Annotated in this window: 18 protein-coding genes; 8 read left to right on the plus strand and 10 right to left on the minus strand. The window is 64.9% G+C overall.

The annotated features are described in order from the left end of the window. Positions 1 to 65 precede the first annotated feature (65 nt). Positions 66 to 1,232: an acetyl-CoA acetyltransferase gene (locus L8F45_RS24200; protein WP_342360388.1), complete on the minus strand. Its 1,167-nt coding sequence runs from the start codon at positions 1,230 to 1,232 to the stop codon at positions 66 to 68. A gap of 65 nt (positions 1,233 to 1,297) precedes the next feature. Further along, entirely contained in the window at positions 1,298 to 2,197 is a 900-nt protein-coding gene (locus L8F45_RS24205; RefSeq protein WP_342360389.1) for an EamA family transporter, read from the minus strand. Between the two features lie 235 nt (positions 2,198 to 2,432). Between L8F45_RS24205 and L8F45_RS24210 the strand changes: the two genes are divergently transcribed. From L8F45_RS24210 to L8F45_RS24225, 4 genes are all read left to right on the plus strand, one after another. After that, positions 2,433 to 3,986 carry a D-alanyl-D-alanine carboxypeptidase family protein gene (locus L8F45_RS24210; RefSeq protein WP_342360390.1) on the plus strand — a complete coding sequence of 518 codons (1,554 nt, stop codon included), beginning with the start codon at positions 2,433 to 2,435 and terminating at the stop codon, positions 3,984 to 3,986. A gap of 68 nt (positions 3,987 to 4,054) precedes the next feature. After that, a complete protein-coding gene (locus L8F45_RS24215) occupies positions 4,055 to 4,972 on the plus strand; it encodes an EamA family transporter (protein ID WP_342360391.1) in 918 nt (305 codons plus the stop codon). Between the two features lie 46 nt (positions 4,973 to 5,018). Next, on the plus strand, positions 5,019 to 6,032 hold the full coding sequence (locus L8F45_RS24220) for a CobW family GTP-binding protein (RefSeq protein ID WP_342360392.1): 1,014 nt from the start codon (positions 5,019 to 5,021) through the stop codon (positions 6,030 to 6,032). A gap of 124 nt (positions 6,033 to 6,156) precedes the next feature. Further along, positions 6,157 to 7,365 carry a GNAT family N-acetyltransferase gene (locus tag L8F45_RS24225; RefSeq protein ID WP_342360393.1) on the plus strand — a complete coding sequence of 403 codons (1,209 nt, stop codon included), beginning with the start codon at positions 6,157 to 6,159 and terminating at the stop codon, positions 7,363 to 7,365. 109 nt (positions 7,366 to 7,474) lie between these two features. On the opposite strand, the gene L8F45_RS24230 is transcribed toward L8F45_RS24225, so the two are convergent. The 5 genes from L8F45_RS24230 to L8F45_RS24250 form a co-directional block, all read right to left on the minus strand. Continuing rightward, a complete protein-coding gene (locus L8F45_RS24230; RefSeq protein WP_342360394.1) occupies positions 7,475 to 9,100 on the minus strand; it encodes an acyl-CoA synthetase in 1,626 nt (541 codons plus the stop codon). A 182-nt stretch (positions 9,101 to 9,282) separates the two neighbouring features. After that, positions 9,283 to 10,326, minus strand: coding sequence for an ABC transporter substrate-binding protein (locus tag L8F45_RS24235; protein ID WP_342360395.1), 1,044 nt, complete (start codon positions 10,324 to 10,326; stop codon positions 9,283 to 9,285). A gap of 231 nt (positions 10,327 to 10,557) precedes the next feature. After that, positions 10,558 to 11,025 carry a DUF1178 family protein gene (locus L8F45_RS24240; RefSeq protein WP_342360396.1) on the minus strand — a complete coding sequence of 156 codons (468 nt, stop codon included), beginning with the start codon at positions 11,023 to 11,025 and terminating at the stop codon, positions 10,558 to 10,560. Between the two features lie 85 nt (positions 11,026 to 11,110). Next, positions 11,111 to 11,368 (minus strand): glutaredoxin 3, encoded by a 258-nt coding sequence (gene grxC / locus L8F45_RS24245; protein ID WP_342360397.1) that lies wholly within the window; start codon positions 11,366 to 11,368, stop codon positions 11,111 to 11,113. A 93-nt stretch (positions 11,369 to 11,461) separates the two neighbouring features. Continuing rightward, entirely contained in the window at positions 11,462 to 12,259 is a 798-nt protein-coding gene (locus tag L8F45_RS24250) for a ComF family protein (RefSeq protein ID WP_425330044.1), read from the minus strand. 76 nt (positions 12,260 to 12,335) lie between these two features. On the opposite strand from L8F45_RS24250, the gene L8F45_RS24255 reads away from it, so the two are divergent. Genes L8F45_RS24255 through L8F45_RS24265 form a run of 3 tightly spaced genes read left to right on the plus strand, consistent with a single transcriptional unit; the run spans position 12,336 to position 14,908 of the window. After that, positions 12,336 to 13,238: a methyltransferase domain-containing protein gene (locus L8F45_RS24255; protein ID WP_342360399.1), complete on the plus strand. Its 903-nt coding sequence runs from the start codon at positions 12,336 to 12,338 to the stop codon at positions 13,236 to 13,238. 39 nt (positions 13,239 to 13,277) lie between these two features. Next, positions 13,278 to 14,435, plus strand: a complete 1,158-nt coding sequence (locus L8F45_RS24260) for an iron-containing alcohol dehydrogenase (RefSeq protein ID WP_342360400.1) — start codon at positions 13,278 to 13,280, stop codon at positions 14,433 to 14,435. A gap of 8 nt (positions 14,436 to 14,443) precedes the next feature. Further along, the gene (locus L8F45_RS24265) at positions 14,444 to 14,908 is read left to right on the plus strand and encodes an acyl-CoA thioesterase (protein WP_342360401.1); all 465 of its coding nucleotides are present in this window, start codon (positions 14,444 to 14,446) and stop codon (positions 14,906 to 14,908) included. 285 nt (positions 14,909 to 15,193) lie between these two features. Here L8F45_RS24265 and mutT read toward each other — a convergent pair whose 3' ends face one another. The 3 genes from mutT to L8F45_RS24280 all read right to left on the minus strand — a co-directional run bounded on the left by mutT (position 15,194) and on the right by L8F45_RS24280 (position 17,902). Continuing rightward, positions 15,194 to 15,592 (minus strand): 8-oxo-dGTP diphosphatase MutT, encoded by a 399-nt coding sequence (gene mutT, locus L8F45_RS24270; protein WP_342360402.1) that lies wholly within the window; start codon positions 15,590 to 15,592, stop codon positions 15,194 to 15,196. A 98-nt stretch (positions 15,593 to 15,690) separates the two neighbouring features. After that, a complete protein-coding gene (gene argJ / locus L8F45_RS24275; RefSeq protein WP_342360403.1) occupies positions 15,691 to 16,941 on the minus strand; it encodes a bifunctional glutamate N-acetyltransferase/amino-acid acetyltransferase ArgJ in 1,251 nt (416 codons plus the stop codon). A gap of 22 nt (positions 16,942 to 16,963) precedes the next feature. Next, positions 16,964 to 17,902 carry a peptidylprolyl isomerase gene (locus L8F45_RS24280; protein ID WP_342360404.1) on the minus strand — a complete coding sequence of 313 codons (939 nt, stop codon included), beginning with the start codon at positions 17,900 to 17,902 and terminating at the stop codon, positions 16,964 to 16,966. 244 nt (positions 17,903 to 18,146) lie between these two features. Between L8F45_RS24280 and secA the strand changes: the two genes are divergently transcribed. Then, positions 18,147 to 21,044 carry a preprotein translocase subunit SecA gene (gene secA, locus L8F45_RS24285; protein WP_342360405.1) on the plus strand — a complete coding sequence of 966 codons (2,898 nt, stop codon included), beginning with the start codon at positions 18,147 to 18,149 and terminating at the stop codon, positions 21,042 to 21,044. Positions 21,045 to 21,050 lie beyond the last annotated feature (6 nt).

Here is a 21,050-nt window from a genome sequence, read left to right on the forward strand (position 1 = left end):
GACGACGCTGCGCTTGGGCTCTTAGCTGCCCGCGGTCAATTGCAGGCCAGGCGGAGCTGGTCTGCTCACTTCACGCGTTCGAGGACCGAAACGTAGTTCGCGACCGCGGCGCCGCCCATGTTGAAGATGCCGGCGAGCTTCGCATCCTTGATCTGGATGCCGCCGGCTTCGCCCGTGAGCTGCGCCGAGCAAAGCGCATGCATCGACACGCCCGTCGCGCCGATCGGATGGCCCTTCGCCTTCAGACCGCCCGACGGATTGACCGGCAGCCTGCCGTCCTTCTGCGTCCAGCCTTCCCTGATGGCGCGCGCGCCGTCGCCTTCGGCGGTGAGACCCATCGCCTCATATTCGATGAGCTCGGCGATGGTGAAACAGTCATGGGTTTCGACGAGCGAGAGGTCGTCGATCTTCAGGCCTGCGTCGCCAAGGGCCTGACCCCAGGCCTGCGTGCAGCCCTCGAATTTCAGGATGTCGCGCTTCGACATCGGCAGGAAATCCTGCTTGTGCGCGCGGCCGCGGAACGCGATGGCGCGCTTCATCCTGAGCGCCGTCTCGACATCCGCGATCACGACGGCTGCGGCGCCGTCCGACACCAGCGAACAATCGGTGCGCTTCAGAGGGCCTGCGACGAAGGGATTCTTGTCGCTCTCGGTGCGGCAGAATTCATAGCCGAAATCCTTGCGCATCTGCGCGTAGGGATTTTCGACGCCGTTCTTGTGATTCTTCGCGGCGATCATCGCGAGCGCGTCGGACTGGTCGCCATGGCGCTGGAAATAGCTGTAGGCGATCTTGCCGAAGACGCCGGCGAAACCTGCGGGCGTGTCGCCGTCTTCCAGCAAATACGACGCCTTCAGAAGATTTTCGCCAATCTGAGGCCCCGGAGTCGCGGTCATCTTCTCGACTCCGACGACGAGAACGATGCGGCTCGATTTCGCCTCGATCGATTTCACCGCCTGATGAACGGCGGCCGATCCGGTGGCGCAAGCGTTCTCAACACGGATCGCCGGCTTGAAGCGCAGACGGTCGTCGGCCTGCAGCACGAGCGACGCCGTGAAGTCCTGCTTGGAGAAGCCGGCGTTGAAATGGCCGAGCACGATCTCATCGACATCGTCGGGTCCGACGCCGGCATGGATCATGGCGTCGGTCGCGGCGCGCACGATCAGCGACTCCACCGTCTCGCCTTCGAGTTTGCCGAAATTCGTGTGTGACCAACCGACGATGCAGGCTGTCATGACGCCTCTCCAATTCCATTCGTTGGCGCGAGTGTGTAGCTACACATATGCTTTGGCAAGGGCGATCACCTCTGCGCCCAGAGCAGGACGGCTACGCCGAGCACGATGAGCGCCATGCCGGCGATTTCGCGCCAGGCGACCTCTTGCGCCATGACCTTGCGGGAGATCGCCTGCGCCATCAGCACCTCGACCAGCGCCAGCGTGCGAACATTGGCGGCCGTCGTCAGGGAGAAACCCAGGAACCAGAATTGTGAGGCGAAGGCGCCGAGGAAGCCGGCGAAGAGCGATTGACGCCAGACAGCGAGGCTCTTTGTCAGAGCCGTCCGGTCAAAGACGAGGAGATAGATGAGCAGGATCGCGGTCTGGAGCGCCAGCCCCCAGACAAGCGTCGTCGTCGCACGCATGTAGAAGCTGCCCGATCCCAGTTCGAGGATGCCGCCGCGAAAGCCGATCGCAGACAGGCCAAAGCAGGCGCCCGCCACGATGCCGAGCAAGGCGGGTCTGAGCTCCGTGAGCAGCGTCGCGCCTGTTCCCGGCTTCAGCGACATGGTCACGACGCCTGCCGTCGCGATGACGATCGCCAGCAATTTCAAAGGCGTGAGCACGTCGCCGAGAACGATGAAGCCGGCGACGGCGACGAGAACCGGTTCGAGCTTGATGTAGGCGGTCGTCACCGAAAAAGACTTCTGCCGCATAGTCGCGAGCATCAGGGCCGTCGCCGTGATCTGGGTCAACGCGCCAAACGCGGTGAAGGCGAAGCCCTTGCCGGTCATGGCTGGAATGGATTCGCCGGAGACGAGGGTCGTCAGCAGAAGGAAAGCCAACGCGAAGGGCAGGCCATAGAGAAAGCGCACCTGCGTCGCGCCGACTGTGCCGATCACGGCGGTCAGGCTCGACTGCATGGCGTTGCGCGCGGTCTGGCCGGCGGCTGCGATCAGGGTGGCGGCGACCCAAAGGAAGGACATGGCGGCAGGGCTGGAGTTTGTGATTGCGCGTTCGGTCTGCGCCGGACGCTTAACTCGATGTTTCGGAGGAGCCCGCCATGGCGTCGCCGCAATGGAGGGCCAACGGCTGTCTATCGGGCGATGGAGCCATCGTCTATTTTCATCAGGCCGCGACGCAGCTAGTTTGCGTCGTGAGGTTCGTCGAGACGGGTCCGGGATCGACCGGCGCCCGGTCGCTCCTTTGGGGATATCGCTCGTGCTCGCACTCCGGATGGGCCGCGCCGCGGCGCTCGCTTCTTTTGTCGCCGCAACCGCCGCCCTTCCCGCTGTCGCCTCGCCCACCCTGATCGTCGACGCGCGCACGGGCGAAGTGGTCTCGTCGGAGGAGGCGACGCGGCCGTGGTATCCCGCCTCCACCGTCAAGATGATGACGGCCTATGTCGCGCTCAAGGCTGTCCGCGACGGACGCATCGGCTGGGAGACGGTGTTGCCGGTGTCGCGGCTCGCGGCGGCGCAAAAGCCGAGCAAGCTCGGTCTCCGGCCGGGCTCGGAGATCACGCTCGAGAACGCGATGCGCGTGATGCTGGTCAAATCTGCGAACGATCTCGCCGTCGTCGTCGCGGAAGGCGTCGGCGGTTCGATGCCCAATTTCGTCAACATGATGAACTCCGAGGCCCGGCGTCTCGGCATGCATGAATCGTATTTCACCACGGCGAACGGTCTGCATCAGCCCGGCCAGAAGACGTCGGCTCGCGATCTCGCGATCCTGGCGCGCGCGCTCTACAACGAATTTCCGGAGCACCGCGATCTCTGGTCGACCGGCGCCGTGCAAGTCGGCCGCCGCATCATGAAGAATACGAACGGCCTGATCGGACGCTATCCCGGCGCCGAAGGCATGAAGACCGGTTTCGTCTGCGCCTCAGGCTTCAATCTCGTCGGCCTCGCCTCGCGCGGCGGCCGCACGCTGATCGCGGTCGTGCTTGGCGCCGGTTCGGGCGCGGAGCGCTCGATCAAGACCGCGCAACTTCTCGACCAGGGCTTCGCAAGCTGGAGCTCCACGGGCCAGACGCTCGAGAGCCTGCCGCCGTCCGGCTATGATTCGGCGCCCGACGTGCGCAACGAGATCTGCCGCGGCGGACGCGGCGTGCTGCTCGCCGACGACGTCGACAGCGACGGCCCGTTGACGATCAGCGAGGCGCAGCGCAGCTCCGACAGCTTCAATCCGCTGATGGAGGGCATTCGCGGCGCGGGTCCGCAGGGACGCGCGGTTGGTTCAGTCGCCTCGCGCACCGCGTCCGGCCGCATCACGCTTGGCCCGCGCGCCGACTTTATCCCGGTCCAAATCGCGCTTGGACCGACCTCCGGCAGTGCGACGGCGCCGCTTGCCGCGAACGCCGGCGGCTCGAAGCCGACGACGGCCATCGCCCGCGCCAAGCCCGAAAAGCCGGCGACTGCGATTGCCGCGCGCGGCAAGCCTGCCGCGCCTGTGGAAGCGCCGGCTGAGGCGACCGCTTACGCGACTTCTGCTCCGGCGGCGCCGGTCGCGGCCAGTGCCGGCGGCGGCATCGCCGCGTTGTTCGGCGCCATCTCGCCGACGCCGCCGAGCGCGCCGCTGTCGCTGCAACAGGAAGAGCCGCAGACGCCCGGCGGCGCCGCTGCGATCCGTCCGAAGACGAAACCGCAGGTCGCGGCCGTCGAGCCCGAGCCGAAGAAGAAGGTTCAGGCCCGCAAGCCCGAGGGCAAGAAGGTCGCGGCCAAACCGAAGGCTGCAACGCCGGCCGCCGAGAAGCCTGAAGCGAAGAGCGAGTGACGGGCGCGCGCGTCGCCGCGCTCCGCATCAAATCCAAGATTTCATGACGATGATGCCTCGGACGCGGCGTGCTCGCGCCTCTCATTCATTCGCCATCCATGGTTGAGAGCGCGCCCTCACGCGTCGGCCTTATCGTCGCGCTCGCGTCGGCGACGGCCTATGGCGTGAACATCATCGGCGCGAAGATGAGCGCCGCGGCCGGGATCGCCGCGCCGACCGTCGTTTTCTATCGTGTCGCCATGATGATGGCGATCATCGGCGTCGTTCTGGTCGCGATGCGGGGCGCGCCGAAAATCTCGCGCACGGCGTGGCCGGCGATGGCGCTGCTCATCATCACGAGCGGCGGCATGGGCATCGCGTATCTCTCATCGGTCGCGTTCATTCCGGTCACCGTCGCCGCTGTGATCCTCTACACCTATCCCGTGCTGATCGTGCTGCTCGGACCCGTTGTCGCAGGGACCGTGCTGCGACCGCGCGATGTGATGATCGTGCTGACGGCCTTCGCAGGCGTCGTAACCATGGTGGGCCCTAGCTTCTCGTCGCTCGACGCGCGCGGCCTGGCGCTCGCCGCCTGCGCCGCGTTGTTCACCACATGCCAATTCTTCGCCGGCAACCGGCTCGCGAAAGAGAGCACGATCGACAAGATTTTCTGGGTGCAGACCGGCGTGCTGCCGATCGCGGCCGCTGTGGCGCTGCTATCCGGCGGTCTGCTCGGACCTCAATCATTGCTGCTCTCGCCTGACGGCGTCGCCATCGTGATCGGCGGCTATATCATCGGCTCCTGCGGGCTGCTGTTCGCGCTGTCGCGCCTGCGGGCGTCGGTGGCGGGGCTGGTGTTCTGTCTCGAACCTGTGGTCGCTTCCACCTCTTCAGCGCTGTGGCTGGGCGAGCGGCTGGCGCCGATCCAGTATGCCGGCGGGGCGCTGGTGATCGCGGCGATCATCGCCACTATATTTGCGCCGGCGCAGCGACTGCAGGCGGCGTGAGGCGCGGTCGCGTTCTTTCGCGACGCCAGAAGACGGCGGTTTCTCCATGAGCGACGCGCAAAGACCCGAGCCTCTGTCGCTCGTCGTGCTCACGGGCTTTCTCGGCGCGGGCAAAACGAGCCTGCTCAATCAATGGGTCGCCGATCCCGCCCTCGCCGACGCCGTGGTGATGATCAACGAGTTCGGCGAGATCGCGCTCGATCATCAGCTCATTGAGAAAGTCAGCGACGAGATCATCACGCTGCCTTCGGGCTGCGTGTGCTGTGCGGTGCGCGGCGATTTCGCCGGCCTGCTCATCAACCTTCTCAAGCGGCGCGACAATGGCCGCATCTCGCTCTTTCGGCGCGTTGTGCTGGAGACGACGGGCGTCGCCGATCCCGGCCCGATTCTCGCGGCCGTGCGCGGTCATCCCTATCTCAGCCTGAGATATCCCGACGTCTCGGTCCTGACTGTCGTTGACGCCATCAACGGGGCGGCGACGCTCGTCGCGCACGAAGTGAATGCGCGCCAGATCGCCGCCGCCGACGCGCTGATCCTGACCAAGACCGATCTCGCGCCAGACAGGGATGATGTCACGCGGCTTCGCGCGAGTCTTGAAAGCGTCAATCCGCTCGCGGCGATTCTCGATGCGCAGGCGGGCGAGGCTTCTGCGTCAGCGGTGATCGCAGCGGTGTCGGACGCGCCGCGCCCGGCAAGCCGTCGCAGCGCCGCGACCGATGTCGAGCCGCCGCCAGCCTCGCACGGTGTTCGCTCTTTCACGCTGACCAGCGCAACGCCCGTGCGCGCCGAACAGCTCGACGTGTTTCTCGAGCTTCTGCAGACGAGCAAGGGGCCTGACCTGCTGCGCGTCAAAGGTCTTGTGTTCCTCGCGCAGGAGCCAGAGACGCCGCTGGTGATCCATGTGGCGCAAAGCGTGATGCATCCGCCGCGGCTCCTGGAGCGCTGGCCTGACGACGACCGCTCGACGCGGCTCGTTTTCATCGTGCGCGATATCGAGCCCGATTTCGTCGCCAGCCTGTGGGACGCATTCGGCGGCGACGGCCAGATCGAGCGACGATAGTCAGGCGTCCAGCACGCTCCATTTTCTTTCCGATTGCGGCCGGCTGGAACGGAACTTGTAACCTCTTCCCCGTACAGTCGCGATCCGTCCCATTGCGGGACAGTCGCCAGGCAACGGGCGTTTCATGTCGGCTCTGCGCGCGAATCAGGAAACCATACGGTCAGACCTCCGCGAGACGGAGCCGGCGCGCCCTGAAGCCGCCCCGCCCCTGTCGGTTCGCATCCTGCCGTCGCTGGCGCTTGAAGAACATGCCGCGGCGATCGGGTCGCTGGCGCAGCGTGCGCTCGCCCGCAACGTCTTCTATGAAGCGCCATTCCTCATTCACGCCGCCCATCATCTGCGCGATGACGGCCGACCGCAGATCGTCTCGATCTGGAAGGGGGAGGGCGGCGATGATCTCGTTGGCCTTTTTCCCATCGTCGCGCCGCGATTTTCCTTCGTCGCCGGGAAGGCGCAGGGTTGGCTGTCCCATTTCATGGCCGATGGCACGCCCTTGATCGATATGGAACGCGCCGAAGATGTGCTGTCGGCCTTCCTCGATTGGCTGGCGGCGAGCGAGCGGCCTATGGTTGGCGCACTGTTTCCCGCGATCGACGCGGACGGGCCGTTTGCGGCGTTGCTGCGCGCGACGGCGGCGCGGCGCGGCCTCGCGACAGCGGCGCTCGACGAACGGCTTCGCGCCATCCTGCGCGTTGGAGAGGAACCCTCGGCGCGTCATTCAGGCCGCAAGGAGCTTCGTCGTCTCGGCCGTCGCCTCGGCGAACGCGGGCATCTGCAATTGCGCGCCGCGACCAGTCGCGCGGAGGTGCGCAACGCCTTCGAACATTTTCTGGCGCTTGAAGCGCGGGGCTGGAAGGGCCGCGCCGGCACGGCGTTGATGCAGGACGCGGCTGGCGCCGCCTTCTCGCGTTCGGCCGTGCGCGCGCTCGCGGGCGAAGGGCGCTGCCGCATCGATTTGCTCGAATTAAATGGCGCTCCGATCGCGGCGACGATCGAACTATCCGCCGGCGACAAGGCGTCGTTCTGGAAGACTGTCTATGATGAAAATTATGCGCGCTTCTCGCCGGGCGCGCAGATGGCGGCGCAACTCAGCGAGAGGCATGCTGAGGAGCGCGATGTGGCGCTGGTGGATTCCTGCGCCGAATCCGATCATCCCATGATCGATCATCTCTGGTCTGACCGTCTGCGCGTCGTCGACATGTTCATCGCCGCGTCGACGGATCATGGAGCCGCCGCGGAGACGCTTCTGCGTCGTGAAACGATCCGCCGGCGCGTGCGGACGGTCGCGAAGCAGGTCTATCGCGTCGTTCGCCCCTTGAAGCGCGCGTCGTAGAGCGACGTGCGCTCAATTGAATCGCGGCGCCGCTCTACGATTTTGTTTGTCGCAACGTTTCGCGGAAAACCGGTTCCCACTTTTCCGCACGTTGCTCCAATTTCCAGCTTCAGCCCGCCTGGCGCAGCAGCCGGCGGATCACCTTTCCAGTCGTGGTGAGCGGCAGCGATTCCACGAACGCGATCTCACGCGGATATTCGTGCGCCGAGAGATGTTCGCGCACGAAGCTCTGGATGTCGCGCGCGAGTTCGTCTGATCCGGCGAAGCCTTCCTTCAAGGTGACGAAGGCTTTCACAATCTCGGTGCGCATTTCGTCGGGCTTGCCGACTGCGGCGGCGAGCGCCACGGCTGGATGACGGATCAGGCAATCCTCGATCTCGCCGGGCCCGATGCGATAGCCAGATGAGGTGATGATGTCGTCGTCGCGGCCAAAGAATCTGACGTAACCTTCTTCGTCGCGGACGCCCTGGTCGCCCGTGGTCATCCAGTCGCCGATGAATTTATCGCGCGTCGCCTCCGGCTTGTTCCAGTAGGAAAGGAACATCACTGGATCAGGACGGAGCACGGCGATCTGGCCGCTTTCGCCGGGCTCGCAGATCGAACCATCTTCACGAATGACCGCGACGCGGTGGCCCGGAACGGGCTTTCCGATCGCGCCGGGTTGCGCCACTCCAATCGCAGCGCAGGAGGCCAGCACGAGATTGCATTCGGTCTGGCCGTAGAATTCGTTGATGGTGAGGCCCAACGCTTCGCGGCCCCAGGCGAAAATCGGAGCGCCAAGACTCTCGCCGCCGGATCCGATGGTGCGCAGATCAAGCGAGAAGCGGCCACGCGGATTGGCGACGGTGCGCAGCATGCGCAGCGCCGTCGGCGGAATGAAGGCGTTGCGCACTTTCATGTCCTGCATCAGGCGATAGGCGAGTTCGGGATCGAATTTCTCGAATTTTCGCGCGATCACGGGAACGCCGAAATGCAGCGCCGGCAGAAGCACATTCAGTAGCCCGCCGGCCCAGGCCCAGTCCGCGGGCGTCCACAGACGATCGCCCGGCTGCGGCAGAAATTCATGCGGCATCTGCACGCCGGGCAAATGCCCGAGCAGCACGCGATGCGCGTGCAGCGCGCCTTTCGGATTTCCCGTCGTGCCCGAGGTGTAGATCATCATCGCGGGATCGTCCGCGGACGTGTCGATGGGCGTGAAGTCGGGCGAGGCCTCGCGCATGAGGCGTGCATAATCGAGCGCGGCGCCGTCAGCGCCGTCGAGGCTGATCACGGTTTCGAGCGTCGGCGGTTTTTCCCCGCGCAGCCACTCGCCGAGACGCGAGAGGCTGGCTCCATTGGTGATCAGCGCTCTCGCGCCGGCGTCGCCAAGGCGGTAGGCGATCGCGTCGACGCCGAACAAGGTCGCGAGCGGCAGCGCGATGGCGCCGAGCTTGTAGATCGCGATATGGGCGACTGCGACCTCGCGGCATTGCGGCAGCATGATCGCGACGCGATCGCCGCGCGCGACGCCCTGTCTGGCGAGCGCATTGGCGAGCCGGTTCGATTCCTCGCGCAACTCGCCATAGGTCGCAGCCTTGATCGCGCCCGATTGCGTATCGACGTCGAGGATCGCGATGCGGGAAGCGTCCGCCGCCGCCCAGCGGTCGCAGACATCGACGCCGATATTGTAACGTTCGGGGATGCGCCAGGTGAAAGCGGCGACGAGCCTGTCATAGTCGCGGATGTCGGGGAGCATGGAAAGTTTGCCGCCTTTTTAGGCGGGCGTTCTATCGCTCCGGGCGCGGGCGCGCTAGATCACGCCGCGCTTTGATTGAAACAATCAAAGCGCGGGAACGTGATTGATTCCAAAAGTTTGGAGCATGGCTGTCGCGAAAAACCGGTTCCCACTTTTTCGCGCCATGCTCCAATGGGCCGGCGTCAGCTCGCTTCGAGCTTCCGGTCGTCGGGTTTGGGGAGATAGCTGTCAGTGAAGGCGTCGCCGGCCTTCGCCCGGTCTTTCAGCGGCGCGCCGATCGAGATCTGATCGAGCGCCGTTCGCCAGCGCGCCGGATCAATCCCGCCAAAGCCGTTCGCCTTCACCCAGTCGGTGTTGACGTAATTGTCGACCGTCATCTTCAGCCGCTCGAGCTCGACGTCGCGGCGCGCCGAGTCGTTGCGCCGCATCACGGAGTCGATCGCCTCCTCGGGGCTCGCGACCACATCCTTCACCGAGCGCGCCAGCGCGCGCAGAAAACCCTTCATCGCCTCCGGCTTCTCCGCCAGGAATTTCGGATTGGCGATCACCGCGTTGCCGTAGAGCTCGACGCCATAGTCGGCCATCAGCAGCACCACGATGTCGTCGGCGGGAACGCCGCGCGCCTTCAGATTGATGAAGGAGGAGTGGGCGAAGCCGAACACCGCGTCGAGTTCGCCGGAGGCGAGCATGGGCTCGCGCACGGGGAAGCCGACATTGTCGAACTTCATCGTGGATTCATCCAGCTTGTTGACCGTCCGGAATACCGGCCATTGCGCGAAGGCGCCGTCGCCCGCCGGCGCCCCAAAACGCTTGCCGATCAGGTTGCGCACGTCGGGCGTCACGCCGCGGCTGCGGCGGCCGATGATGGCGAAGGGCGGTTTGTCATAGACCATCATCACGGCCTTGACGTCGGCCGTCGGGTTCTGGTCGCGGAAACGGATGAGCGTGTTGACGTCGCCGAAGCCGAGATCGAAGCCGCCGGTCGCGACGCGCTGGATCGGCTCGCGCGAGCCTGCGCCCGGCTCGATCGTCACATCGAGCCCTTCATCGCGGAAATAGCCCTTGTCGAGGCCATGCAGAAAGAGCGCGGCCGGACCTTCGAACCGCCAGTCGAGAGCGAACCTGATCTTCGTCTGCGCGGATGCGGCCAATGGCGTCAGCATCAGGCCGATGACAGCGGCCAGTCTGAACGCAAAAAGGCGCAGCGGCATCGGCTTATCCTTCATGATCCTCTGCGCGACAGGCCGCCTCAGTCCTCTCGCACAGGCGGGGCGACGCGCATCACGCGTCAGCCGGTTTCCATCGTGCAAGCCTCATGCCTGACGTTGCAAGCGGGAACCGTCACGATCCTTAAATTCGTCTAGAGCCAGCCATGTGAGCGGACGCTGAACGAGACATGACAAAACAGTGAATAGTCACTGTTTTACGATGTCTTTGCGGCGATGCGGCGCCGATTTTCAGTTCCGGTCGTCGGGCAGGATCGGAAGAGGATGCACCTCGATGCCTTCCTCGTGCAGCGCCTGCGCGTCCTCGATCGAGGATTGTCCGTAGATCGAGCGATGCTCGACTTCGCCGTAATGCATCTGGCGTGCGACTTCCGGGAATTTCTCGCCGACATCCTCGGCGTTGGCCTTCACATGATCGCGCAGCGCCCGCAGCATCGCGCGCATCTCCTGATCGCGCGCCGACGCCAGCGCCATGGCCTGAGCCGCCTCGGCGGGAATCGGCGGGGAGGGGGGCATGGGCTTCGCGTCCACTTCGCGGGTCGCCACCCGCGGGGCCATCATCGCCTTGCGCACCTTGGTCGAATTGCAAGCAGGACAGGCGACGAGGCCGCGCTTGGCCTGAGCGTCATAGGAGGCCGAATCCGGGAACCAGCTCTCGAATTCATGCTCTTTGTCGCAGACCAGAGAATACCGGATCATTCTGCAGCGGGGTCCTTCGTCCTGCCCTTGAAAGCCGCGATCATGGCCGAAATGGTTTGCATTTCCGTCGCCGCGCGGCGCTCGTTTACGTCGCCAGCATAGGCTCGAACTCGCCGCGGCGGTCGAGCGCATAGAGATCGTCGCAACCGCCGATATGAGCGTCGCCGACGAAGATTTGCGGCACCGAGGTGCGCCCGCCCGCCCGCTCGACCATGACGGCCCGCGCCTCCGGATGCTTCTCGATGTCGATATCCTCGAACGCCACTCCCTTCCTGGTCAGGAGGTCTTTGGCGGCATGGCAATAGCTGCACCAGGAGCGGCTATAGATGGTCACTGGGGGCATGGTCGCGTCGTGGTTTGATCAGTTGGTCCAGATATAGGCGGCCGCCGAGCCCCGCCCAAGGCGCCTGAACCTCAGCCCTTAGCCGCAGAATAATCAAGCGTCGACCGTGACGCGGGCGAAGGTGAGCACGTCGACCCCTGCGGCTCCCGCCCGCCGCAGGGCGCGGGCGGCGGCAGAAACAGTCGCTCCGGTGGTCAAGACGTCGTCGATGAGCAGCAGGCGGCGGCCTTCGACGGCAGGACGTCGATCGGCAGGAACCTTGAACGCGCCGGCGAGATTCGCCGCCCGTTCGGCGCGCGTCAGCCCGACCTGCGGCCTGGTGCGACGAACGCGGATCAGGGCGTCGAGCAGGAGCGACTTTCCCGACGATTTCGCGACCATCCGGGCCAACAAAGCGGCCTGATTGTAGCGGCGGGTCCAGAGACGGAACCGATGCAGCGGGATGGGCAGGATCGCATCGGCTTCCGCGAGAAGCTCCCGGCCGGCCGCCGCCATCATGGTTCCCATGGTCACGGCGAGATGAAGCTGATCGCCATATTTCTGCCGATGGGTCAGGGAGCGCGCGATGTCGTCGTAGCGCGCCACGGCGCGGGCGCGGTCGAAGACCGGGGGATTGGCGATCGCCTCGGGTGAGAGCAACTTGCCGCCGATATCGAGCGCGAACGGCGTGCCCAGCCGCTCGCAATAGGGCCGCTCGATCAGCGCGAGGCGGCTCCAGCAGCGCGCGCACAAGCCGTCGGGGATCGATGTCGCGGCCCGGCAATGGGCGCACACCGGCGGCCAGAGAAGATCTGCAAAGGCGCTGCCGCCTCGGCGCGCGAAGGAGCGCGCCGCAGCCAGCGCGCGGCTGGCTAGCGGCGCCTCGCAATGCTCGTCAGGCGTCGCATCCATCACGTCCAGCTTAGTCGCAACGCGAAGCGGCGCCAGCGCTTTGACCCTGCGCCGCAGCCTCGCCATAAGGCGCGCCATGGCGGCCGTTCCGCAAATCTTCGATCGCGCGCTCGTCCGCGCCCGCCTCGCGCGAGCATTGGCGCACGGCTATGAGCCCTTCCTCGTCGATCGTGTCGCGGGCGACGCGATTGATCGGTTGTCGACGGTCTCGCGCACGTTTTCTCATGCGCTCGATCTGGGAACGCCGATTTCGTCGTTCGCGGAAGCGCTGAAAGCGAGCGGCCGGATCACGCATGTCACGCGCGCCGCGCCCGCTTTCGCACCGCGCCGCGAGGCGCAGGATTTCGCCGAGGTCGTGGCGAACGAGGAGGCGCCGCCCTTCGCCACAGGCGCGTTCGATCTCGCCGTTTCGCTGCTGGCGCTGCACGCGATCAACGATCTGCCCGGCGCGCTGTCGCAGATCAGGCGCGCGCTGAAGCCGGATGGGCTTTTTCTCGCAGCCTTGTTCGGCGGCGCAACGCTCACCGAGCTCAGGCAGGCGCTGGTCGCGGCGGAAACCGAAATCGCCGGCGGCGCAAGTCCGCGCGTCGCGCCCTTCGCCGATGTGCGCGATCTCGGGAGCCTCCTGCAGCGCGCAGGTTTCGCCCTGCCGGTGACGGATATCGATCGCGCCACGGTGCGTTACGCCGATTTGTTCGCGCTGATGCGCGATCTCCGGCGCATGGGGCTCACCAACGCGCTCATCGAGCGCAGCCGCAAGCCGGTGACGCGGGCGCTGCTCTTCCGCGCCGCCGCGATCTATCACGAGCGCTTCGCCGATCCGGACGGCCGTATCCGCGCGACCTTCGACTTGATCTGGTTGTCCGGCTGGGCGCCGCATGAAAGCCAGCAGAAGCCGCTGCGGCCCGGCAGCGCAAAAGCGCGCCTCGCCGATGCGCTCGGCGCGGCTGAGCGATCCGCTGGCGAGAAGGCGGGCTAGTTGCTAGCAATCCTCGCAACAAGCGCCGCGGGGAACGCCATGACGCCTTTCACCTTCAACACGACGCCCTCGATCGTCTCCGGCGCAGGTTCGGCCGCGCGGCTCGGCGAGATCATCAAAGGCAAGCTCGGCAAGCGCGTCTTCGTCGTCACCGATCCCGGCATCGTCAAAGCGGGATTGCTCGAAGCTTCGCTGGAAAGCCTCACCGCAGCCGACATCGGCTGGGCGGTGTTTTCCTCCGTGGTCGCCGATCCGCCCGAACAGATCATTCATGACGCGGTCGCGCAGGCGAAAGCGTTCGGCGCGGAAGGCGTGATTGGTCTCGGCGGCGGCTCGTCGCTCGATGTCGCGAAGCTCGTCGCGCTGCTGGCGCGCGGCGGAGAAACCCTTTCCGACATCTATGGCGTTGGATTGGCGAAAGGCCCGCGCTTGCCGCTTGCGCTCGCGCCGACGACGGCAGGCACGGGCTCTGAAGTGACGCCGATCTCGATCGTCACGACAGGAGCATCAGAAAAGAAAGGCGTGGTGTCGCCGGTGATCCTGCCCGACATCGCAATTCTCGACGCGGATCTGACATTGAAATTACCGGCGCATGTCACGGCGGCGACGGGCGTCGACGCCATGGTGCATGCGATCGAGGCCTATACGTCGGCCAGCGCCAACAACAATCCGGTGTCGCGCATGCTGGCGATGGAGGCGTTGAGACTGCTCGGCGCCAATATCCGCACCGCCGTGACGAATGGCGAGAATCGCGACGCGCGCGGAAAGATGCTCCTGGGATCGTTGCTGGCGGGCCAGGCTTTCGCCAATTCGCCCGTGGCTGCGGTGCATGCGCTGGCTTATCCCATTGGCGGTCATTTCCATGTGCCGCATGGGCTGTCGAACGCGCTGGTGTTGCCGCATGTGTTGACGTTCAACGCGCCGGCGGCGCGCGCAGCCTATGCTGATCTGGCGCCGCTGGTGTTTCCGCAGTTGGGCGATCGCGGCGTCAACGACCGCTGCGAAGGATTCATCATGGGGCTTGCGAGTCTCTCCGCCGATCTCGGGCTGCAGACGCGACTGCGCGACGTGAAGATTCCGCGAGACGCAATTCCGCTGCTCGCGAGCGACGCGATGAAACAGACGCGATTGCTCGTGAACAATCCGAAACCGCTGCATGAAGAAGACGCGCGCGCGATCTATGAGAAGGCGTGGTGAGCAGCGGCATGAGCGACGCGTCTTTGCAAAATCTACCGAAACCCTCGCCGCATTCGCGCGACCAGTATGCGGTGTTCCGCACCATCACCACGCGCTTCATCGACAATGACGTCTACGCGCATGTGAACAATGCGGTCTATTATTCCTACTTCGACACGACGGTGAGCGGTTGGCTTCTGGAGCAGGGGCTGGTGATCCCGCAGAAATCGCCCGTGATCGGGCTCGCGGTGAATTCAGCCTGCGATTATTTCGACAGCCTCGCCTTTCCCGACATTCTGGAGTCGGGCCTCAGCGTCACGCGCATCGGCCGTTCATCGGTTCAGTATGGCGTCGGAATTTTCAAGCAGGGCGCGTCACAGGCTGCCGCGCAGGGTGTCTTCACCCATGTCTATGTCGATGCGAGCGGAGGCAGACCCGTCGCGCTGCCCGAACTCCTGCGCGCCGGTTTGCAGCGACTCGTTGTCGACAAGTGATGGCGCCGCCGAGCGTCGGGAAATGGACGCGGTCGTCTCCATGTCGATCCCGGGCGAGCGTGGCGGCGCGATGAGTTCGGCGATCGCAGTCAGCGCCTGATCGGCCTCGCGCGGATTGTTGGCGGCGATCGCAAGCATGGCGAGCGCGATCGCGGTCAGACCAAGCGTCGCTTCCGGCACGACGCTGCGCGCGCGACGTTTTTCCTGCGCCTTTCTGGCTGCGAGCGCTTCGCGGAAGCGGTCCGTCGCGTTCATCATCCTCTCCTGCGATCGCGCGACTGAATTTCAGAGCGCGGCGATCAGATGCGGTATCAAGGGCTCGTCCGCCGGCGGCATCGGATAATCCCTCAGCCTGTTCGGTCGCACCCATTTCAGCGCCTGTCCTTCGCGGCTCGTCACCTGGCCTTCCCAACGCCGACAGATGAAGAGCGGCATGAGCAGGTGAAAATCCGGATAGGCGTGGCTTGCGAAAGTCAGCGGCGCGAGGCACGCCTCCTTCACGTCAATGCCAAGCTCTTCCTTCAGTTCGCGAATGAGGGATTCTTCCGGCCGCTCGCCCGCTTCGAGTTTGCCGCCGGGAAACTCCCAGAGACCGGCGAGATTCTTGCCCTCGGGGCGCTGCGCAATGAGAACGCGGTTGTCCGCGTCGATCAACGCAACGGCGACGACGAGAAGAAGTTTCATGACGGGCTCTCGCGCGAACGCTGACAGATATCGTTAGAGATATCTTAAACAGCGTCGCCGCATTCGAGCGACAGAGTTAAGGCTCTGTAAACTTTGAGTCAGCTGCGATAGTCGCCGTTGATCTCGACATAGGCCTTGGTGAGATCGCAGGTCCACACGCGCGCCGCGCCCTGGCCAAGGCCAAGATCGGCGGTGAGCGTAATGTTCTCGTTCTTCATGTAGGCGGAGGTCGCGGCCTCGTCATAGGCGGGATCGCGCAGCCCCTTGTAGGCGACGCGGATGTCGCCGAAGGAAATCGACAGCCGGTCGCGATCGGCGGGTTCGCCCGCCTTGCCGACGGCCATGACGACGCGGCCCCAATTCGCATCTTCGCCGGCGATCGCGGTCTTCACCAAAGGCGAATTGGCGATGGCCATAGCGACGCGGTGCGCCGACTTCGATGTCGTCGCGCCGGTGACGCGCACCTCGACGAATTTTCGCGCGCCTTCGCCGTCACGCGCGACGAATTGCGCAAGTTCGAGAAGAAGATCGTCGAGCGCGGCGCGGAACGCCTTACCCTTCTTGTCGGTCGCGCTGTCAATCACGGGCGCGCCGCGGCTCGCGGCGGCGCCGGTCGCGAAGAGCAGCAAAGTGTCCGAGGTCGAGGTGTCGCCGTCGATGGTGAGGCAGTTGAAGCTCGTCTTCACGCCGGCCGAGAGCATCGCCTGCAGCGCCGACGATTTCACCGGCGCGTCGGTAAAGACGAAGGACAGCATGGTCGCCATATCAGGCGCGATCATGCCGGCGCCTTTTGCAAGGCCTACGATCGTCACGGGAACGCCCGATATTTCGACCGTGCGCGACACCGCCTTGGGAAAGGTGTCCGTCGTCATGATCGCCCGCGCCGCATCCTGCCAGGGGCCTTCCTTGGCGCGCGCGGCGCAATCGGCAAGCACATGCTCGAACTTGGTCGCGTCGAGCGGCTCGCCGATCACACCGGTCGAGGCGATGAACACTTCCTTGCGCTTGCAGCCGGCGGCGTGCGCCGCGATGTCGGCGGTCATCTTCACCGACTGCTTGCCGGTGACGCCGGTGAAGGCGTTGGCGTTGCCGGAATTGACGACGAGCGCGCGCGCCTTGCCGCCCTCAAGCGCTTCGCGGCACCAGTCGACCGGCGCCGAGGGGCACTTCGACTTCGTGAAGACGCCGGCGACTTTCGTGCCCTTGTCCATCAGCGCGAAGAGCACGTCCGTCCGCCCCTTGTAGCGGATGCCCGCTTCAGCGGTCGCGAAGCGCACGCCCGGCACGGCCGGAAGGTCTGGATAGGATTTCGGCGCGAGGGGAGAGACGGGAACGTCCTTGCCAGCCATCGATCGGGTCCGTTTCTGATGCTTATTTCGGAGGGGCCACAGGAGCCGGAGCAGGAGTGGCGGGCGCAGGAGTCGGCGGCGCGGCCGGCTTGTCCAGGCGTTCGATCTTGCTCTTCTCGCGCAGCGACAGGATGAGCTCGGTGTGAGCCTTGCGGGTCATGTATTGTTCGATCTGCGGCTTCACCTGCTCAAACGGCGGCGCAGGCTTCACACGCTTGTCTTCCAGTTTGATGACATGCCAGCCGAACTGGCTCTTCACGGGCTGCGAGATCTGGCCGGGTTCGAGCTTGAACGCCGCCTCCGCGAATTCCGGCACCATACGCTCCTGGGTGAAGTAGCCGAGGTCGCCGCCTTCCTTGCCCGAACCGGGGTCCTTGGAGACTTCGCCGGCGACCTTGCCGAAATCCTCCTTGCCGGTCGTGACCCGGTCATAGGCCTGCTTCGCCTCGCCCTCGGATTCCACCAGAATATGGCGGGCGCGAACCTCCATCTCCGGCTTCTGGTTTTTCATGGTCTCGTCGTAGAGCTTGCGCATGGCTTCTTCGGAGACCGCCTTCTTCGCGGTCTGGGTCAGGAGCTCATCGACCAGCGTCTTGTTCTGGAAGTAGGCGATGCGGGCCTTGTAGTCGGGCGAATTCTGGAGGCCCTGCGCGGTCGCCTCCTTTGAGGCGATCTTCAGGTCGGTCAGATAGTTGACGATGTAGTCGTGGCGCTGCTCGGGCGTCATCTGCTGGGGCAACTGCCCGCCAAGATCGTCCTCGGCGATGGCGACATCCTGCTGGGTGATCGGCTGGCCATCGACGCGGGCGATCACGGTGTCGGGGCCGGGCTGGGCCGGAGCGGGGGCGGGCTGCGCCGGGGCCGGTGGCGGGGTCTGCGCATGGCTCCAGCCAAGGCCGAGGGCCAGAACGGCAACGGCCGCGGCGGCGCCGAGGCGTGACGGGCGGGAAACGACGGGCATGGGAGGGTTCCGGACGGGCGGTTGGCGGGTGAACTGGCCGAACCTGCCGCTGTTGGCAAGTGAAACGCTGTTCATGCCGCCGGCGGCCTGCCGCCGCAGCGGCGAAGATACGCGCCCCGGCGACGAAAATCCGCCGCGATTTTCCGGTTCTGGCGGATGCCAAACCCGATCATTATCTCTATAGCCCCAGCTGACCGCCGCCGCGCCCCTCGAGCGGCGCCTCCCATCAGGATTTTAAGGACCCATGTTCGGCGCCCTTGCGAAGAAGATTTTCGGCTCGTCCAACGATCGCCGGCTGAAGACCTATCGCCCCAAGGTCGACGCCATCAATGCGCTCGAACCTGAACTCGCCGCCCTGTCGGACGAGGCGCTGGCCGCCCGCACCGTCGCTTTTCGCAAGGAGCTCGAAGAGGGCAAGACGCTGGACGACATCCTGATCCCGGCTTTCGCCACCGTGCGCGAGGCGGCGAAGCGGACGCTGGGGCAGCGTCATTTCGACGTCCAGCTCATCGGCGGCATGGTGCTGCACGAAGGCGCGATCGCCGAGATGCGCACCGGCGAAGGCAAGACGCTGGTCGCGACGCTTCCGGTCTATCTCAACGCGCTCGCCGGCAAGGGCGTGCATGTCGTCACGGTCAACGATTATCTCGCCCGCCGCGACGCGGAATGGATGGGCCAGATCTACAAGTTCCTGGGCATGAGCGTCGGCGTCATCGTGCATGGTCTCGATGATCAGGAGCGGCACGCCGCCTACGCCAGCGACATCACCTACGGCACCAACAACGAATACGGCTTCGACTATCTCCGCGACAACATGAAGTACGAGATGTCGCAGATGGTGCAGCGCGGACACAATTTCGCGATCGTCGACGAGGTCGACTCCATTCTGATCGACGAGGCGCGCACGCCGTTGATCATCTCGGGCCCGATGGACGACAAGTCGGAGCTCTATAACGCCATCGACCCCGTGATCCTCAAGCTCGTTCCCGAGGATTACGATCTTGACGAGAAGCAACGCACGGTGGCGTTGACCGAAGCCGGCAATGAGAAGATCGAGCAGCTTCTGGAACAGGCTGCGATCCTCAAGGAAGGCACGCTCTACGACGCGGCCAACGCCACGCTCGTCCATCACGTCAATCAGGCGCTGCGCGCCCACAAGCTGTTCACGCTCGACAAGGACTACATCGTCAAGGATGGCGAGATCGTCATCATCGACGAGTTCACCGGCCGCATGATGCCGGGCCGTCGCTACTCCGAGGGCCTGCATCAGGCGCTGGAGGCGAAGGAGCATGTGCAGGTCCAGCCCGAGAACCAGACGCTGGCCTCGATCACCTTCCAGAACTATTTCCGCCTCTACAAGAAGCTTGCCGGCATGACCGGCACGGCCGCGACCGAGGCCGACGAGTTCGCCGACATCTACAATCTCGCGGTGGTCGAGATTCCGACCAATGTCGACGTGCAGCGCATCGACGACGACGACGAGGTCTATCGCACGGCTGAAGAGAAATATCGCGCTATCGTCGCGCAGATCGCCGACTGCCGCCGGCGCGGTCAGCCCGTGCTCGTCGGCACGGCGTCGATCGAGAAATCGGAACTGATCGCCGAACTGCTCAACGATCGGAAATATGTCGCCGATCTCGCCAAGCGCTATCTCTCGCGCTCAGACGAGGTCAAAGGCAACAAGGCGGCCGATGTGGAGCTGCGCGACTATCTTCTGACGCTCGGCAAATATCTGAGCGACATTTCGCGCGAGAAGACGCCGCTGCCGCATGCGGTTCTGAATGCGCGTTTCCACGAGCAGGAAGCCTTCATCATCGCCCAGGCCGGCGCGCCGGGCGCCGTGACGATCGCGACCAACATGGCCGGCCGCGGCACCGACATCAAGCTCGGCGGCAATGTCGATATGCGGGTGAAGCAGGAGATTCCGGCCGACCTCGATCCGGCGGAGCACGCGAAGAAAGTCGCAGCGATCACGGCGGAAGTCGAGAAGCTGAAGGCGCAAGCGCTCGCCGCCGGTGGCCTCTATGTGCTCGGCACTGAACGGCATGAGAGCCGACGCATCGACAACCAGCTCCGTGGCCGTTCCGGCCGACAGGGCGATCCCGGACACTCGAAATTCCTGCTGTCCTGCCAGGACGATCTGATGCGCATCTTCGCCGGCGAGCGGATGGAGCGCATGCTGGTGACGCTCGGCCTCAAGGATGACGAGGCGATCGTCCATTCCTGGATCAACAAGGCGATCGAAAATGCTCAGCGCAAGGTCGAGGCGCGCAACTTCGACCAGCGCAAGAACATCCTGAAATACGACAACGTCATGAACGACCAGCGCAAGGTCGTGTTCGAGCAGCGCCGCGAATTCATGGCGCAGGAAAGCGTGCGCGAGACGATCGACGAGATGCGCCATTCGACGGTCGATGATGTCGTTGCGCGCGCCATCCCCGCGAGCGCCTACGCCGATCAGTGGAATGTCGAGGGCCTGAAAGAGCAGGCGCAGATGTATCTCAACCTCGATCTGCCGATCGAGGAATGGACGAAAGAAGAGGGCATCGCCGACGAGGAGATCAAGGAGCGTATCCGCAAGGCGGCTGATGAGGCTTATGCGGCGCGTGTCGAGAAGAACACGCCCGAAGTGATGAACTATGTCGAGAAGCAGGTGCTGCTGCAGATGCTCGACCATCTCTGGCGCGAGCATCTCGTCACGCTTGACCATCTCCGTCAGGTGATCGGCTGGCGCGGCTATGCCCAGCGCGATCCGCTCAACGAATACAAGTCCGAAGCCTTCGAGCTGTTCGACGGCCTCATTTCGCGGCTGCGCGAGCATGTCACCGGACAGCTCATGCGCGTCGAGGTGATGTTCGAGCAACCGCCAGCCGCCGAACTGCCGCCGATCCAGGCGGTGCATGTCGATCCGAATTCCGGCGAGAATGAATTCGCGTTGGCTGACGCGTCAGCAAGCTATGGCGGCGGGCAGGGCATGTTCGGCGCGGCCGCCGCTTCGCTTGGCTTCTCGGCCGCCGAAGCGGACGCGAAGCCGGCGCGCAGCGCCGAGGATCCCCAAACCTGGGGCAAGGTCGGCCGCAACGAGCCATGCCCCTGCGGCTCAGGCAAAAAATTCAAACACTGCCACGGGCAGTTCTCGTAAGCGCGA

It is taken from the genome of Terrirubrum flagellatum, from assembly GCF_022059845.1.
Lineage (GTDB): Bacteria > Pseudomonadota > Alphaproteobacteria > Rhizobiales > Beijerinckiaceae > Terrirubrum > Terrirubrum flagellatum.

Bases quoted from the DNA above. Each gene is read 5' to 3' on its own strand.
- mutT (WP_342360402.1), bottom strand. From the start codon at position 15,592: ATGAAACTTCTTCTCGTCGTCGCCGTTGCGTTGATCGACGCGGACAAC.
- L8F45_RS24250 (WP_425330044.1), bottom strand. From the start codon at position 12,259: ATGGATGCGACGCCTGACGAGCATTGCGAGGCGCCGCTAGCCAGCCGC.
- L8F45_RS24240 (WP_342360396.1), bottom strand. From the start codon at position 11,025: ATGATCCGGTATTCTCTGGTCTGCGACAAAGAGCATGAATTCGAGAGC.
- L8F45_RS24220 (WP_342360392.1), top strand. From the start codon at position 5,019: ATGAGCGACGCGCAAAGACCCGAGCCTCTGTCGCTCGTCGTGCTCACG.
- L8F45_RS24235 (WP_342360395.1), bottom strand. From the start codon at position 10,326: ATGAAGGATAAGCCGATGCCGCTGCGCCTTTTTGCGTTCAGACTGGCC.
- argJ (WP_342360403.1), bottom strand. From the start codon at position 16,941: ATGGCTGGCAAGGACGTTCCCGTCTCTCCCCTCGCGCCGAAATCCTAT.
- L8F45_RS24205 (WP_342360389.1), bottom strand. From the start codon at position 2,197: ATGTCCTTCCTTTGGGTCGCCGCCACCCTGATCGCAGCCGCCGGCCAG.
- L8F45_RS24260 (WP_342360400.1), top strand. From the start codon at position 13,278: ATGACGCCTTTCACCTTCAACACGACGCCCTCGATCGTCTCCGGCGCA.
- L8F45_RS24200 (WP_342360388.1), bottom strand. From the start codon at position 1,232: ATGACAGCCTGCATCGTCGGTTGGTCACACACGAATTTCGGCAAACTC.
- L8F45_RS24225 (WP_342360393.1), top strand. From the start codon at position 6,157: ATGTCGGCTCTGCGCGCGAATCAGGAAACCATACGGTCAGACCTCCGC.
- L8F45_RS24255 (WP_342360399.1), top strand. From the start codon at position 12,336: ATGGCGGCCGTTCCGCAAATCTTCGATCGCGCGCTCGTCCGCGCCCGC.
- secA (WP_342360405.1), top strand. From the start codon at position 18,147: ATGTTCGGCGCCCTTGCGAAGAAGATTTTCGGCTCGTCCAACGATCGC.
- grxC (WP_342360397.1), bottom strand. From the start codon at position 11,368: ATGCCCCCAGTGACCATCTATAGCCGCTCCTGGTGCAGCTATTGCCAT.
- L8F45_RS24265 (WP_342360401.1), top strand. From the start codon at position 14,444: ATGAGCGACGCGTCTTTGCAAAATCTACCGAAACCCTCGCCGCATTCG.
- L8F45_RS24280 (WP_342360404.1), bottom strand. From the start codon at position 17,902: ATGCCCGTCGTTTCCCGCCCGTCACGCCTCGGCGCCGCCGCGGCCGTT.
- L8F45_RS24230 (WP_342360394.1), bottom strand. From the start codon at position 9,100: ATGCTCCCCGACATCCGCGACTATGACAGGCTCGTCGCCGCTTTCACC.